The sequence below is a fragment of the Thauera aromatica K172 genome (assembly GCF_003030465.1).
GTDB lineage: Bacteria > Pseudomonadota > Gammaproteobacteria > Burkholderiales > Rhodocyclaceae > Thauera > Thauera aromatica.
The window spans coordinates 3,110,652-3,124,895 of record NZ_CP028339.1; the positions used below are offsets into that span (position 1 = coordinate 3,110,652).

Consider the following 14,244-nt stretch of genomic DNA (forward strand, 5'->3'; position numbering starts at 1 on the left):
GATCCGGAGACCATCATGACCGACAAACCGAAGGTACTTTTCATCGCCACCCGGGACACCAAGGAACAGGAAGCGAAATACATCCGGGAATGCCTGGAAGAAGCCGGAGTCGAGGTCTATCACCTGGACCCCAGCATCCGCCGCACCGTGGACGAAGGAGCGGAGATCGGACCCGAGCAGATCGCCGCCGCCGCAGACATGACGATGCCCGACATCCGCGCGCTCAAGCACGAAGGCTTATGTCTGGAAGTGATGACCCGGGGCGCGCTCAAGTGCGCCCACGAGCTGCACCATGACGTGGGTCTGAGCGGCATCCTCGGCCTCGGCGGCTCGATGGGGACGGCGCTTGCCACCCGGATCATGCAGAGCTTTCCCTACGGCCTGCCCAAGGTCATGATTTCCACCATGGCCTCGGGCATGACCCGCCCGTTCGTCGGCGCCAAGGACATCGTGATGGTCAATCCGGTGTGCGACATTTCCGGGCTCAACTCGATCACCCGCAGCGCCTTCCGCAATGGCGCGCTCGCCGCAGCGGCGATGGCCCACGACTACCAATCCGGGGAAACCGGAAGCAAGCCGCTGGTCACCATTTCGACCCTCGGCACCACGGAGAAATGCAGCGCACGCATACGGCGCTCGCTGGAAGAACAAGGCTTCGAGGTCATGGTGTTCCACACCCTCGGCACCGGCGGCGCGGCGATGGAGCAGATCATCCGCGAGCGCGACGTCGCGGTCGTCATCGACCTGTCCCTGATCGAGATCAGCGAATACCTTCATGGCGGCCTGTGCGCGACCGGCCCGGAGCGCGGCAAGGCGGCGCTGGAAAAAGGGGCGCCGACCATTTTCGCCCCCGGCAACCTCGACTTCCTCGTCGCCGGGCCGCTGGCGGAAGCCAAGGTGCGATTCCCCGGCAAGCGCTACCACGAGCACAACCCGGCACTGACTGCGGTGCGCGCCGAAGCGCAGGAATTCCGCAACGACGCCGAGCACCTCGCCGGCCTGATCCGGAATGCCCGCGGGCCGGTCGCCTTCTTCGTGCCGCTGCAGGGCTTTTCCAATCACGACAGCCCGGATGGCCACCTCCACGATCCGTCCCTGCCTCCGGTGTTCGCCGCACACCTGAAACAGGCGATGCCCCCCGGCGTACCGGTGATCGAGCTGCCCCTCCATATCAACGACGAGCAATTCGCCGACGCGCTGGTCGAGCAGGCCATCGCTTTTTTCAAAAATCGCAGCGAGGCTGCAAGCCAATGAAACTGACCAACGAAGACGTCAACGAGATCCTGCAACTGCTGGACGCGGGGCCGTTCAACGAACTGAACCTGCAGACCCTGCGCTTCAAGCTGCAATTGCGCCGTGGCAGCGACGGCATGTGGACGCAGGAAGCGCAGATCCTTTCCGCTCCCGAGTTGCTGTCGCCGGCCACCGCTGCGGCCGCCGCACCGGCCGCCAGCACCGCCCATGCCCCAGCGCAAGCCAGACATGCGGAAAAGGAGCACCTCACCCCGGTGCGCACGCCGCTGCTGGGCACTTTTTATCGCGCGCCCAAGCCCGGCGCCCCTGCGTTCGTGGAAGTCGGCAGCCGCGTCGGTCCCGACACCCTAGTCGGCATCGTCGAAACCATGAAGCTGATGAATTCGGTCTATGCCGGGGCCGCCGGAACGGTGGTGGAGATCTGCGCCAAGGACGCGGCCACCGTCGAGCACGGCGAAATCCTGATGTTCATCGAGCCGGAGGGCGCATGACCATCCGCCGCATTCTCATCGCCAACCGCGGCGAGATCGCGGTGCGCATCGTGCGCACCTGCCAGCGCCTCGGGATCGAAACCGTCCTCGCCGCCTCCGAGGCCGATCTCGACTCGCAGGCGGCGCGCCTGGCCGACCGGACGATCTGCATCGGTCCGGCGAAATCGTCCGCCAGCTACCTCAGCGTCGACGCCGTCGTCGGCGCCGCGCGCACGGCCAAAGCCGATGCGATCCACCCCGGGTACGGCTTCCTGTCCGAAAACCAGCACCTCGCCCAGGCCTGCGCCGCGGAGGGAATCGTTTTCATCGGTCCGACCGCGGCCCAGCTCGATGCCGTAGGCGACAAGCTCAAGGCGCGCAGCCACGCGCTGGCCGCCGGGCTCCCGGTAGTCCCCGGCGGCGAAGTCGACAGCATCGAGGACGCGCGCGCGGTCGCTGAAAAAACGGGCTGGCCGGTCCTGATCAAGGCCGTCAGCGGCGGCGGCGGTCGCGGCATGAAGCTGGTGCACGAACCAGCCCAGCTCGCGGCGACGATCGAACTGGCGATGGCCGAAGCCCATGCCTCGTTCGGCGACCCCCGGGTCTACCTGGAGCGCTATGTCGCCTCCGGCCGCCATGTCGAAGTGCAGGTGCTGGGCGATGGCGAGAACGTGATTCATCTGGGCACGCGCGACTGCTCGATCCAGCGCCGCTACCAGAAGCTGGTCGAGGAGGCCCCCGCCCCCAACCTGCGCGACGGCCTGCGGGCGGCGATGCACGAGGCCGCCGTCACCTTCGCCAGGCACCTCGAATACCGCGGGCTGGGCACCGTCGAACTGCTGGTCGACTGCGAGCGCGACACTTTCTACTTCCTCGAAATGAACGCGCGCATCCAGGTCGAGCATCCGGTCACCGAAGCGATCTGCGGGCTCGACCTGGTTGCCGAACAGATCGCGGTCGCCGAAGGAAAACCGCTGCGCTTCACCCAGGACGACGTGCACCTCGCCGGGCACGCCATCGAGTGCCGTATCAACGCCGAAGACTGGACCCAGGATTTCCGCCCCAGTCCCGGCACGGTGAGCCGCGCGCGGTTTCCGCTCGGCGAAGGCGTGCGCGTCGATACCCACATCCAGAGCGGCGCGCGCGTGCCGCCGTTCTACGACTCCCTTCTCGCCAAGCTGATCGTCCATGGCGCCGACCGCGCCCAGGCTCTCGAGCGCCTGCGCCATGCGCTGGCGCAGTGCGAGATCAGCGGCGTGAGCACCAACCTGCCGATGCACGTCGAACTGATGCAGCAGGAGGAGTTCGCCCGCGGCGGAGTGAATACCGCCTATTTCCCCTGGTTCCTGGAAAACCGGGCGACCGCATTGCGCGACCCGTGTGTCGCGAAAGGAAGCTGACATGGCCCATCTCCAGCTCATCGACACCTCGATCCGCGACGGCAACCAGAGCCTGTGGGGTGCAACCGGGCTCAATACCCCGCAGATCCTGTCGATCGCGCCGATCCTCGACCGGGTCGGTTTCCGCGCCATCAATTACGCCTCGAGCACGCACATGGGGATGGCGATCAAGACCCACCGCGAAGATCCGTGGGAGCGCATCCGCCTGACCCACGCTGCGATGCCCAACACCCCGCTGGAATTCATCGGCACCGGGCTACGCTTCATCTCCTGGGAAAGCCAGCACCCCGAGTTCATGCAGCTCGTATACGACCGGCTCGTCATCAACGGCATTTCGCGCTTCATCGTCATGGACCCGATGAACGATGCGCAGGCCATGCTCGAATCGGCGCAGATGATGCGCAAGGCCGGCGGCAGCGAGATCATCGCCGCCCTGACCTACACCATCAGCGTCGTGCACGACGATGCCTACTACGCCAACTTCGCCGCGCAACTGGCCCGCTCGCCCAACATCGACCGCCTCTACATCAAGGACCCGGCCGGCATCCTGACGCCCGAGCGGGCGCGCACGCTGATCCCGGCGATCCAGGCGCAACTGGGCGGCAAGGCGCTGGAACTGCATTCCCATTGCAACATCGGGCTGGCGCCGATCACCTACATGACCGCCGCCGAGCTGGGCATCAACGCCCTGCAGGTCGGCTGCGGCGCACTGAGCAGCGGCACGGCGCAGCCGAACGCGCAGCGCGTCGTCGCCAACCTGCGCGAACTGGGCCACACGGTGGACGTCGACGACCGCGCGCTGGCCCTGGTGTCGAACTACTTCACCCGCATCGCCGCCGCCGAGAACCTGCCGGTGGGCATGCCCCAGGAGTTCGATGCCGCGTTCCTGCGCCACCAGGCCGCGGGCGGCTACATCTCGACCACCCGGCGCCAGCTCGCGGAATTGAAGCTCGAACATCGCTTCGACGAAGTCATGGAAGAGCTGAGCCGGGTGCGCGCCGAGCTGGGCTATCCGATCATGGTCACGCCCTTCCCCCAGATGCTCGGCTCGCAGGCCTTCTACAACGTGATCGGCAACGAACGCTATGCCAACGTCTCGGACCAGGTGATCCGCTACGTGCTCGGCAATTTCGGCCGCCCGACCGGCGTCATCGACCCCCAGGTGAAGGACCGCATCCTGGCCCGCCCGCGCGCGAAGGAGCTCATGAACGAGCCGCCGCCGCCGACGCTGGCGGAAATGCGCCGCCAGTTCCCACCCGGCATTTCGGACGAAGAGTTCCTGCTGCGCGCGACGATGCCGGCGGAACAGGTCGAGGCCATGCTCGCCGCCGGCCCTGCGCGCCGCCACTACAACCCCGACGTGCAACCGGTGCTGAAGCTGCTGCGCGAGCTGCAAACCCGCCCGGGCGTCTCCGACATCGTGATCGACAAACCCAATTTCCGCCTCGAACTGCACGGTAACGGCAGCCAGGAGAACGCCAATGCGTGACGACAGCATCGCTTTTGCCGGGCAGGGCATCCCCGCAGCCACCCTCGCCCGCCTCGGCCGCACCCGCGGTTTCGTTTTCGACATGGACGGAACGCTGTTGCTCGGCAATGAGCGCAACCATGACATGAAGCCGCTCCCGGGCGCGCTGGAAATCACCCACTGGCTGAGCGAGCACAGCATCCCGTTTGCCGTCTTCACCAACGGCACCGCGCGCTCGCCCGAAGAGTACGCCACCACGCTGCGCAAGCTCGGCTTCGCGCTGCCCGACGCAGCGATGATGACGCCGGCGAGCAGCGCGGTGGACCTGTTCGTCCAGCGCGGCTACAAGCGCGTGCTGGTGCTCGGCGGCGACGGCCTGGCAATGCCGCTGCGCAAGGCGGGAATCGGGGTCGTCGCCCCGGTGGGCCGGCCCCAGGCCGATGCCGTGCTGATCGGCTGGTACCGCGAATTCACCATGAACAACCTCGAAGCAGCCTGCTACGCGGTCTGGGGCGGGGCACAGGCGTTCAGCTCGTCACAGGCCATGTTTTTCGCCACCGCGGCGGGCAAGACGCTGGGCACGTCCCGCGCCATTTCCGCCATGCTCAAGGATCTGACCGGCTGCCGGGTGCAGATCGTGGGCAAGCCCTCGCTCCATGCCCTGAGCGCTGCAGCCCGCCGCCTCGGGGTGCGGGCCAAGGACCTGGCGGTGGTCGGCGACGATCCCGAACTGGAAGTCCCAATGGCACACCGCGGCCGCTCGCTGGCGATCGCGGTCAATACCGGGCTGGGCGATGCAGATTCGTTTTCACATCTGCCGCCGGCGCGCTGGCCGCACCTGACCGTGCACGGCGTCGATGAGCTGCTGCGCTTGCTGCAAGGGCAGACGCTGTAGACCCCGCCATGCATCCGGCGCCCGATGAATCCCTCCCCCCCGGCACCGGCCCGCAGCGGCCTTCCCTTTGTTCCAGTACGAGCCGGACATTCCGGTCCAGCGATCCACGCAACGGAGGCGCAGTGCAATGAAACCACCCGTAGAACAGGCACTGAAGGAGATCGAGCGCGTCGTCGGCGCGGAACATCTGCTGACCGACGCCGCAACCCTGTCGCGATATTCCGTCAACATGCTCGCCGCCGCCGACATCCTGCCTGCCGCCGTGGTGCGACCGGCGTCGACGGCAGAGCTCCAGCAGGTGCTGAAAATCGCCAACGCCGCCAAGACGCCGGTATGGACCTTGAGCGGCGGGCAGAACCGCGGCTACGGCATGGCCTGTGCCGCCACGCCGGGGACCCTGATCATCGACCTCAAAAGGATGAACCGCATCCTCGAGGTCAACGTCGATCTCGCCTACGCCCTGGTCGAACCGGGCGTGACCTTCGCCCAGCTCTATCGCTATCTCCGGGACAACGACATCCCCTTGTGGATGGACGTCCCGAGCGGCAGCCCCGAGGGCTCGTGCCTGGGCAACATCACCGAGCGCGGCGCCGGATACACCCCCATGGGAGAGAAGTTTCTGTTCAGCTGCGGCATGGAAGTCGTCCTCGCCGACGGACAGGTGCTGCGCACCGGCACCGGAACGCTGCCGAACTCGCAGACCTGGCAGGTCTTCAAGTGGGGCTACGGACCGTCGCTCGACGGCCTGTTCACCCAGTCCAATTTCGGCATCGTCACCAAGGCCGGCTTCTGGCTGATGCCGCGCCCGCCGGCCTACGAACCGCTCGCGGTGACCATGGACGACCCGGAGGCGGTCTACAAGGCGGTCGAAATCCTGCGTCCGCTCAAGCTCAACATGGTCATTCCCAACGGCGCCTGCGTCACCCATGTGCGCAAGGCGCTGGGGCTGACGGCGTGCTGGGGCGAGGGGAAAAACATCCTGCCCCGGGTCGGCCGGCGCTTCGACTATCCGGCAGAAACCCTGAAGGCATTGAAAGAGAGGTACGCGCTGGGTGAGTGGAACTTCGCCGGCGCGCTCTATGGCCTGCCGGAAACCGTCCGGACCTATCGCGGCATCGTCGAAGACGCCTTCCGCTCGGCCCTTCCCGGCTGCCGCTTCCTGAGTGCGGAAGAACAGGCGGCGAGCCCCTACTGGCGAGCGCGGGAAAAGGCGATGCGCGGCGAGCCGCAGTGGGAATTCGACATGTCGGACTGGGAAGGCAAGGCGGGGGCGCTGTGGATCTCGCCGGTCGCCCCCGTCACCAACGAGGCCGTCGAACAGCAGATCCGGATCGCCGAAGAGACCTACGCGAAGTACGGCTTCCACTATGCCGCAGAGCTGATCCTGGGGACCGGCCGCGATCTGCACCACATCATCTGGCTGCTGTTCGATCGCAGCGATGCCGAAGAGCGCCGCCGCGCCGAGCTGTGCGAGCGGGAAATGTATGACCGCTACTGCGAGGTCGGCTACCTGCCCTACCGCACCGGACTGTCCACCGGCGACTACCTGATGCGCAAGCTCGGGCCGTTCCGGGACATCTGCCATGACCTGAAACAGCTCTTTGATCCGAACAACATCCTGTCGCCGGGCAAGTCGGGAATCGACCTGGCCAATCGCTCATGACCGGGCAGCGGAGGTGCATTGCATGAAGCAGAATCTGACTGGAAAAGTCGCTTACGTCTCCGGTGCGGCCGCGGGAATCGGCGCCGCCATTGCCCGGAGCTTCGCGGCGGAAGGCGCGTCGGTGCTTCTCGGCGACGTCCAGGAGGCGCGCGGCGAGGCCCTTGCCGCACAGATCCGGGATCAGGGCGGCAAGGCCGCGTTCATTCACCACGACGTCGCCGACGAGCCGCAATGGGAACGCGCGCTGGCACGCGCAGTCACGCAGTTCGGCGGGCTGGACATCCTCGTCAACAACGCCGGCATCGAGCAGACCGGCCTCCTCGCCGACGTCGAGCTCGCCGACATCAACCGGCTCCTCGCCGTCAATGTGGCCGGCGTGATCCTCGGCCACAAGCACGCCATCCGGACGATGCGTCCGGGCGGAAGCGCGGGCAAAGGCGGCAGCATCATCAACCTGTCCTCGGTGGCCGGATTGATCGGCACCCCGGCGCTGGGCGTATACAGCGCCTCGAAAGGCGCAGTGCGGCTGCTCAGCAAGGCCGCCGCGGTCGAATGCGGCCGCCTCGGTTACGGCATCCGGGTCAATTCGATCCATCCGGGCCTGGTCGATACCGACATGGGCAGCAAGCTCGTCGATGATTTCGTCGGTCTCGGGGTTTTCGCCGATCGCGAAACGGCGCTGCAGCAAATGCGGGAAACCTATCCGATCGGCCGCACCGGCGTCCCCGGCGACATTGCCAACGCCGCCCTCTTCCTCGCCAGCGAACAATCGAGCTGGATCACCGGAACCGAAATCGTGGTGGACGGGGGCATGACGATCAGTTGATCCCCCGCCCGCCCGGACAAGCCAGACCAAAGGAGAACACCATGCTGCTCGAAGGAAAGACCGCGCTGGTCACCGGTGCCGGCAACGGCATCGGCCGCACCATTGCCCTCACCTACGCTGCCGAGGGCGCGAATGTCGTCGTGTCCGACATCAACGACGAATGGGGCCGTGAAACTGCCTCCCTGATCGAAAGAAGCGGAGGGCGAGCCCTCTACCAACGCGCCGACACTTCCCGCGCCGAGGACCACGTCGTGCTGATCGAGGCGGCCCGGCGCGCGTTCGGCCGGCTCGACGTGGCCTGCAACAACGCCGGCATCAGCGGCGAATTCACCCCCACGGATGAAACGAGCGATGCCCAGTGGCAACGCGTCATCGACATCAATCTGTCGGGCGTGTTCTACGGCGTTCGCGCGCAGCTGCGCGCGATGCTCGAAACCGGCGGCGGCGCGATCGTGAATATTTCCTCCATCGCCGGGCAGATCGGGATCGAAGGCATCACCCCGTACACCGCCGCCAAGCACGGCGTTGTCGGCCTGACGAAAACGGTCGCCTGGGAATACGGCAGCAAGGGCATCCGCATCAATTCGGTCGGGCCGGCCTTCATCAATACCACGCTGGTCCAGAACGTTCCGCCCGAAACGCGCAAACAGCTCGAAGAAATGCATGCCTTGCGCCGCCTCGGCGAAACCGAGGAAGTCGCCAATCTGGTCGCCTGGCTGAGCAGCGACAAGGCCAGCTTCGTCACCGGCAGCTATTACGCGGTCGACGGCGGCTACCTGGCACGATGACCGTCATCACTCACTGAAATCCATCGAAGGAATCTTCATTCATGTCTGCACCTGTTCAGGTCATCGGCGTCGGGATGGTCAAGTTCGTCAAGCCCGGCACCCAGGAGCCTTATGAAATCATGGCGTCGAAGGCCATTCGCGCCGCCCTCGCCGATGCTGGCATTCCCTACAACGAAATCCAGCAGGCCTACGCCAGCTACGTCTTCGGCGACAGCGCCTGCGGCCAGGCCGCGCTGTACCGGGTCGGCATGACCGGCATCCCGCTGTTCAACGTCAATAACAACTGCTCGTCGGGCTCGTCGGCCCTGTTCCTCGCCCGCCAGGCGGTGCTCTCCGGCAGTGTCGACTGCGCGCTGGCGTTCGGCTTCGAGGAAATGCGCCCGGGCGCGCTGGGCGCGGTGTGGAACGACCGTACTTCGCCGCTGCTCGAGATGGAAGATCAGCTTGAAAAGATCGTGCCGGGCGTACCGCCTGCGTCCAACGCCCATCGCCTGTTCGGCTCCGCCGCTCTGGCCTACATCGAAAAGACCGGTGCCAACCCCGACATCTTTGCAAAAGTAGCGGTGAAGACCCGCAAGCACGCGATGAACAACCCGCTGGCGATGTTCAACCAGCCGCTCACCGTCGACGAGGTCATGCAGTCGCCGGTCATTTTCGCGCCCTATCTGACCCGTCTCGAAGCCTGCCCCCCTTCCTGCGGCGCGGCAGCGGCGGTCGTGTGCAGCGAAGCCTTCGCCCGTCGCCACGGCCTTGCCCGCGGCATCCCGATCCTCGCCCAGGCGATGGCGACCGACCGTCTGGCCCGCAACGACAACCCGATCGATCTCGCCGGTGCCGACATGACCCGCAACGCCGCCGCGCAGGTTTACGCGCAAGCCGGGATCGGCCCGCAGGACATCGACGTCGTCGAACTGCATGACTGCTTCACTTCGAACGAGGTCATCACTTACGAAGGGCTGGGGCTGTGCGGCGAGGGCGAGGCGGAAGGCTTCATCGCACGCGGCGACAACAGCTACGGCGGCAAATATGTCGTCAATCCTTCCGGCGGGCTCATGTCGAAGGGACACCCGCTGGGCGCGACCGGCCTCGCCCAGTGTACGGAACTGGTTTCGCAATTGCGCGGGGAAGCCGGCGCCCGCCAGGTCAGCGGGGCCCGCCTTGCGCTGCAGCATAACCTGGGGCTGGGCGGCGCCTGCGTCGTGACCCTGTACGGGAAGAATGCCTGAGCCGAATCGCCTTCATCTTGTTCAACCGAGGGTGGGATCGTGATCACGACGATTGTCGAATACAGGCTTCCTTGCGCCGTGGCGAGGGGCGAAATCCTGGAAAAATTCAAGTCGGCCCGGAACAAGTTCATCGACGCCGAAGGCTTATTGAAAAAATACTTCTGCTACGACGCATCCGACGGCAGCGGAACGAGCGTTTACATCTGGGAAAACCTGTCGTGCGCAAAAGCCTTCTTCACTCCCGCGATGCTGCAGGCGTTCGAGCAGACTTTTGGCTGCCGGCCCACGCTCAGGCATGTCGATACGCTGATGACGATCGACAACGTGGCCGATGAAGTCTCCGTTTTCGACACCTGAGCAAGCGATCACCGCCATCGACCCGAATCGGGTTCAAGCGCCATGGCGTCGCACCTGCCCGGAATCGGACAGACCACGAATGAAACCGCTTTTTTAGGGAAATCAATGAAATGAAAGCCATCAGATTACGCACTCCCGGCGGCCTCGATCACCTCGACCTGGTGGAACTTCCCGATCCCGGGCGGCCCGGCCCGGGCGAGATCCGGGTCAGGATTCACGCCAGTTCCCTGAACTTCCATGATCTTGGCGTTGTCAGCGGCGCAATGCCGGCCGCCGACGGACGCATCCCGATGTCCGACGGCGCCGGTGTCGTCGAAGCGGTCGGGGAAGGGGTCGATGAATTCGCCGTCGGCGACACCGTCGTCTCGACCTTCTTTCCGCACTGGGAGGATGGAGAAGCTCCGATCGCGGATTTTTCCACCACTCCCGGTGACGGGGTCGATGGCTACGCCTGTGAAGTTGTCGTCCGCCCGGCGATCGCATTCACCCGCGCCCCGCATGGCTACAGCCACGCCCAGGCCGCCACGCTGACGACCGCCGGCCTCACCGCCTGGCGCGCCCTGGTCTACAACGGCGGTCTGAAAGCCGGCGACAGCGTCCTGGTACTGGGCACGGGGGGCGTGTCGATCTTCGCCCTCCAGTTCGCCAAGGCGATGGGCGCCAGCGTGATCGCGACCTCGTCGTCGGACGAGAAGCTCGAACATGCCCGGGCGCTCGGCGCCAGCTACACCATCAACTACCGCAGCGAAGTGCAATGGGCGTCGCGCGTGCTCGATTTCACCGGCGGCCGCGGTGTCGATCACGTCATCGAAGTCGGCGGCCCCGGCACCCTGCCACAATCGATCCAGGCCTGCCGGATCGGCGGTCACATCGCCCTGATCGGCGTGCTGACGGGCGGCGCCGGGCCGGTGCCGACGGCCGCGCTGATGAAGCGCCAGCAACGCCTGCAAGGGCTGATCGTCGGCAACCGCCGCCAGCAGACCGAGCTGGTCCGTGCGCTCGAAGCGACCGGCATCGTTCCCGTCATCGACCGCTCCTTTGCCCTCGAGGCCATCGCCGACGCCTTCCGCCTGCAGCAGACCGGCGGGCATTTCGGCAAGATCTGCCTCGAATTCTGAGCGCAGCCCCCCAATCGTCTTCGTGGAGACTCACCGTGCTTTCAAGAAGAGCTTTCCTCCAAGGGTCCATGACCATGAGCGGTTTGGCGCTTGCCGGGATGTCGATCCCGGGCTTCGCCTCCGCGCTGGCCCCCGGCCGGGACATCGCAGCCTCGTCCCTTTTTTCCGTCGTCTACGACAACGGCTTTCCCCCCAGCGCCGCTTTCGGCGCTGCGGCCGGGCAGCACGGCTACGCCACCCATGACATCGACGGCGACGTGACCGGGTTCTGGATGAACCACCTTGCCCCGCGGTGGCGGCACGAGCCCGTGGCCATCGCGGGACTGACCCATGCCAGCGCCCTGTTCGTGCTCGAGCGTATGGGCTGGGACCATGGCTTGCGCGTCGTTTTTCGCGCACAGCATCGCAGCCAGGGCAATGGCCGCATCGAACACCAGCTGGGCGGCCCGGTCGCGATGCTGAACGCATTCGAGCAGGCCGCTTCGGAGCACCCCGGCCTGGGCGCCTGCGTGGCCGGCATGCTGGCCCGCTGCTACCGTCCGGAGCCGGCGCCATCGGCCCTGGCGATCCCGGCACGGCCCCGCCCCGGGCAGGACACGGCTGCCGACCCTGCGCCGCTGGTTTCCTGGGTCATTGCCCCGCGCCCCTCCTCCGCCTCGGCGCGCAACGCTTTTGCTACTGTTGAAAGGATCGTGTGATGAAACTTCCCAAGGGCGTCAGCGCCGCAGACTTCAACGCCGCACTGAAAGAATTCCGCCTTGTCGTGGGTGAAAACTGGGTGTTCACCGGCGACGAGGACATGCATCTGTACCGGGATGCGTATTCCCTGGTGTGGGGAGAGCCCGACGAACTGGTTGCCTCCGCCGCGGTTGCGCCGGAAAACGTCGAGCAGGTCCAGGCCGTGGTGCGCATCGCCGGCAAGTACAGGATCCCGCTGTTTGCCATCTCCACCGGCAAGAACCTGGGCTACGGCGGTTCGGCGCCGAACATGGCGGGCAACGTCATCGTCGATCTCAAGCGCATGAACAAGGTCATCGAAGTCGATGACAAGAGGAATTTCTGCATTGTCGAGCCGGGCGTCTCCTACTTCGATTTGTACAAGTACATCCATGAGCGCGGCTTCAAGGTCATGATGGACGTACCCGATCCCGGCTGGGGCAGCCCACTCGGGAACGCGGTCGACCATGGCCTCGGCTACACCTGGATGAATTATCGCGACCACTTCGGCTCCCACTGCGGCATGGAAGTGGTGCTCCCCGATGGCGAGGTCATGCGCACCGGGATGGCGGCGATACCGGGCTCGAAGACCTGGGCGGAAAACAAGTACGGCTATGGCGCCTACGTCGATGGCCTGTTCGCCCAGTCCAATTTCGGCATCGTCACCAAGATGGGGTTCTGGATGCAGCCGCAGCCGGACCATTTCCTCAGCGGTCAGGTCAAGGTGCCGAAATACCATGACCTGATCCCGCTGATCAACGGCGTCAACAAGATGGAAGACCAGGGCCTGATCGGGCATCCGCGCTACAGCTGCCCGATGGACCCGCTTTGCATGCAGATGGAGCCGGAGATCTACAAGCCGACCCCCGAGCTGATGGCGCTCAACAGCCGTCCCGGCGGCTCCACGGTCGAAGAGTACCAGGCCTATGCCGAAAAACAGGGGCATGAATTCTGGAATGTCATGCTCAATTTTTACGGCCCGAAGGAAACCGTTTACGCCAACTGGGAATATGCCAAGAAGACAGTTTTCGCCGCCATTCCCGGCGTCCGCTTCGAAGAAATCGAAAACTACGCGTTCCCGCTCGAAAACCCGGAAGCAATCAAAAAAGTCCGTCACAAGGTTGCGCTGGGCATTCCCAACATGTCGATCTTCTCGATCGGCGCCCGCTCCGCGGCGATGCCGGAACCCGGGGACGGCCATGCGTGGTTTTCACCGATCGTCCCCCGCAATGGGGAAGAATTCATCCACGCGCACAAGGTCTTCACCAAGGCCGCGCGCGAAATGAACATCACCTCGGCCCCGATCAGCGTCACCAACGTGCCGATGTCATGGCAGTACCGCACCTACCTCTACCTGTTCCCGGTGTTCGTTTCCCGTTCCGACAAGGAGCGCAACCGGAAATCCGTTGACGACTTCAACAAGCTGATCAAACTGGCCGCGGAAAACGGCTGGTCCGAATACCGTACCGCCCCCATCTTCCAGGACGCGGTGGCGGCAACGTACTCCTTCAACAACAACATCCTGCTGAGATTCCAGGAACGGCTCAAGGACGTCATCGACCCTCACGGCATCATGGCGCCGGGGCGTGGCGGCATCTGGCCCAAACGCTACCGGGAGGGCTCGTGATGAAAAAGCTGCTTAGCGTGGGCACCGCCCTGATGGCGGCACTGGCATCCGGCCAAATCTGGGCCGGCGGACAGACAGTGGTCGAGCGCGGCCAGGCCGTATTCCAGGAGTGGTGTGTTTCCTGCCACGGGATCGGCCCCGGTCATCCGGGAACGCAGGCGCTCGATCTCCGCTATCAGGGCGCCCTCCCGGGCGCGCTGGAGAAGCGCACCGATCTGACCCCCGAGATCGTCAGGGCATTCGTGCGGAACGGCATTTCGGTGATGCCGTTTTTCCGCAAGGTCGAGATCAGCGATGCTGAACTCGATGCGTTGGGAAGCTACCTGTCGCGCAGCAACCCACGCTAACTTTTGGCGAGATGCGTGCCCTCCCCCCGCTGGGGGGCACGCGAATCGATCGGATAGGGTCCTACCCGGCCCGCCCCATCGTTTCAGG

14 protein-coding genes are annotated in these 14,244 nt (G+C 65.3%); all 14 read left to right on the forward strand.

What is annotated here, in order from left to right; translation table 11 throughout:
- The first annotated feature begins 15 nt into the window (after window positions 1-15).
- The 14 genes from Tharo_RS14760 to Tharo_RS14825 all read left to right on the forward strand — a co-directional run bounded on the left by Tharo_RS14760 (window position 16) and on the right by Tharo_RS14825 (window position 14,156).
- Window positions 16-1,254, forward strand: a complete 1,239-nt coding sequence (locus Tharo_RS14760) for a Tm-1-like ATP-binding domain-containing protein (RefSeq protein WP_107221854.1) — start codon at window positions 16-18, stop codon at window positions 1,252-1,254.
- Entirely contained in the window at window positions 1,251-1,745 is a 495-nt protein-coding gene (locus tag Tharo_RS14765) for an acetyl-CoA carboxylase biotin carboxyl carrier protein (protein ID WP_107221855.1), read from the forward strand. Before Tharo_RS14760 ends, Tharo_RS14765 begins: the two co-directional genes overlap by 4 nt.
- Window positions 1,742-3,124, forward strand: coding sequence for an acetyl-CoA carboxylase biotin carboxylase subunit (locus tag Tharo_RS14770; RefSeq protein WP_107221856.1), 1,383 nt, complete (start codon window positions 1,742-1,744; stop codon window positions 3,122-3,124). The genes Tharo_RS14765 and Tharo_RS14770 overlap by 4 nt, the downstream gene beginning before the upstream one ends.
- Before the next feature lies 1 nt (window position 3,125).
- On the forward strand, window positions 3,126-4,613 hold the full coding sequence (locus Tharo_RS14775; protein ID WP_107221857.1) for a biotin carboxyl carrier protein: 1,488 nt from the start codon (window positions 3,126-3,128) through the stop codon (window positions 4,611-4,613).
- Window positions 4,606-5,487 (forward strand): HAD-IIA family hydrolase, encoded by an 882-nt coding sequence (locus Tharo_RS14780; protein ID WP_107221858.1) that lies wholly within the window; start codon window positions 4,606-4,608, stop codon window positions 5,485-5,487. Before Tharo_RS14775 ends, Tharo_RS14780 begins: the two co-directional genes overlap by 8 nt.
- Before the next feature lie 127 nt (window positions 5,488-5,614).
- Complete coding sequence (locus Tharo_RS14785) at window positions 5,615-7,150, forward strand: FAD-binding oxidoreductase (protein WP_107221859.1); 1,536 nt, start codon at window positions 5,615-5,617, stop codon at window positions 7,148-7,150.
- Window positions 7,151-7,172: 22 nt separating this feature from the next.
- Window positions 7,173-7,976 (forward strand): glucose 1-dehydrogenase, encoded by an 804-nt coding sequence (locus Tharo_RS14790; protein ID WP_107221860.1) that lies wholly within the window; start codon window positions 7,173-7,175, stop codon window positions 7,974-7,976.
- Window positions 7,977-8,017: 41 nt separating this feature from the next.
- Window positions 8,018-8,764: an SDR family NAD(P)-dependent oxidoreductase gene (locus Tharo_RS14795; protein ID WP_107221861.1), complete on the forward strand. Its 747-nt coding sequence runs from the start codon at window positions 8,018-8,020 to the stop codon at window positions 8,762-8,764.
- 41 nt (window positions 8,765-8,805) lie between these two features.
- Entirely contained in the window at window positions 8,806-9,990 is a 1,185-nt protein-coding gene (locus tag Tharo_RS14800) for a lipid-transfer protein (protein ID WP_107221862.1), read from the forward strand.
- Between the two features lie 39 nt (window positions 9,991-10,029).
- On the forward strand, window positions 10,030-10,347 hold the full coding sequence (locus Tharo_RS14805; protein WP_107221863.1) for a hypothetical protein: 318 nt from the start codon (window positions 10,030-10,032) through the stop codon (window positions 10,345-10,347).
- Window positions 10,348-10,457: 110 nt separating this feature from the next.
- Window positions 10,458-11,465 (forward strand): zinc-dependent alcohol dehydrogenase family protein, encoded by a 1,008-nt coding sequence (locus Tharo_RS14810; protein ID WP_107221864.1) that lies wholly within the window; start codon window positions 10,458-10,460, stop codon window positions 11,463-11,465.
- Between the two features lie 68 nt (window positions 11,466-11,533).
- Entirely contained in the window at window positions 11,534-12,163 is a 630-nt protein-coding gene (locus tag Tharo_RS14815; protein ID WP_159051716.1) for a hypothetical protein, read from the forward strand.
- Window positions 12,163-13,809, forward strand: a complete 1,647-nt coding sequence (locus Tharo_RS14820) for an FAD-binding oxidoreductase (RefSeq protein ID WP_107221866.1) — start codon at window positions 12,163-12,165, stop codon at window positions 13,807-13,809. Before Tharo_RS14815 ends, Tharo_RS14820 begins: the two co-directional genes overlap by 1 nt.
- Window positions 13,809-14,156: a c-type cytochrome gene (locus Tharo_RS14825; protein WP_107221867.1), complete on the forward strand. Its 348-nt coding sequence runs from the start codon at window positions 13,809-13,811 to the stop codon at window positions 14,154-14,156. Before Tharo_RS14820 ends, Tharo_RS14825 begins: the two co-directional genes overlap by 1 nt.
- Window positions 14,157-14,244 lie beyond the last annotated feature (88 nt).

What these genes read in the sequence shown, in the direction of transcription:
- Tharo_RS14775 (WP_107221857.1), top strand. Translation starts at nt 3,126, where the DNA reads ATGGCCCATCTCCAGCTCATCGACACCTCGATCCGCGACGGCAACCAG.
- Tharo_RS14770 (WP_107221856.1), top strand. Translation starts at nt 1,742, where the DNA reads ATGACCATCCGCCGCATTCTCATCGCCAACCGCGGCGAGATCGCGGTG.
- Tharo_RS14800 (WP_107221862.1), top strand. Translation starts at nt 8,806, where the DNA reads ATGTCTGCACCTGTTCAGGTCATCGGCGTCGGGATGGTCAAGTTCGTC.
- Tharo_RS14825 (WP_107221867.1), top strand. Translation starts at nt 13,809, where the DNA reads ATGAAAAAGCTGCTTAGCGTGGGCACCGCCCTGATGGCGGCACTGGCA.
- Tharo_RS14785 (WP_107221859.1), top strand. Translation starts at nt 5,615, where the DNA reads ATGAAACCACCCGTAGAACAGGCACTGAAGGAGATCGAGCGCGTCGTC.
- Tharo_RS14810 (WP_107221864.1), top strand. Translation starts at nt 10,458, where the DNA reads ATGAAAGCCATCAGATTACGCACTCCCGGCGGCCTCGATCACCTCGAC.
- Tharo_RS14760 (WP_107221854.1), top strand. Translation starts at nt 16, where the DNA reads ATGACCGACAAACCGAAGGTACTTTTCATCGCCACCCGGGACACCAAG.
- Tharo_RS14790 (WP_107221860.1), top strand. Translation starts at nt 7,173, where the DNA reads ATGAAGCAGAATCTGACTGGAAAAGTCGCTTACGTCTCCGGTGCGGCC.
- Tharo_RS14795 (WP_107221861.1), top strand. Translation starts at nt 8,018, where the DNA reads ATGCTGCTCGAAGGAAAGACCGCGCTGGTCACCGGTGCCGGCAACGGC.
- Tharo_RS14780 (WP_107221858.1), top strand. Translation starts at nt 4,606, where the DNA reads ATGCGTGACGACAGCATCGCTTTTGCCGGGCAGGGCATCCCCGCAGCC.
- Tharo_RS14820 (WP_107221866.1), top strand. Translation starts at nt 12,163, where the DNA reads ATGAAACTTCCCAAGGGCGTCAGCGCCGCAGACTTCAACGCCGCACTG.
- Tharo_RS14765 (WP_107221855.1), top strand. Translation starts at nt 1,251, where the DNA reads ATGAAACTGACCAACGAAGACGTCAACGAGATCCTGCAACTGCTGGAC.
- Tharo_RS14815 (WP_159051716.1), top strand. Translation starts at nt 11,534, where the DNA reads ATGACCATGAGCGGTTTGGCGCTTGCCGGGATGTCGATCCCGGGCTTC.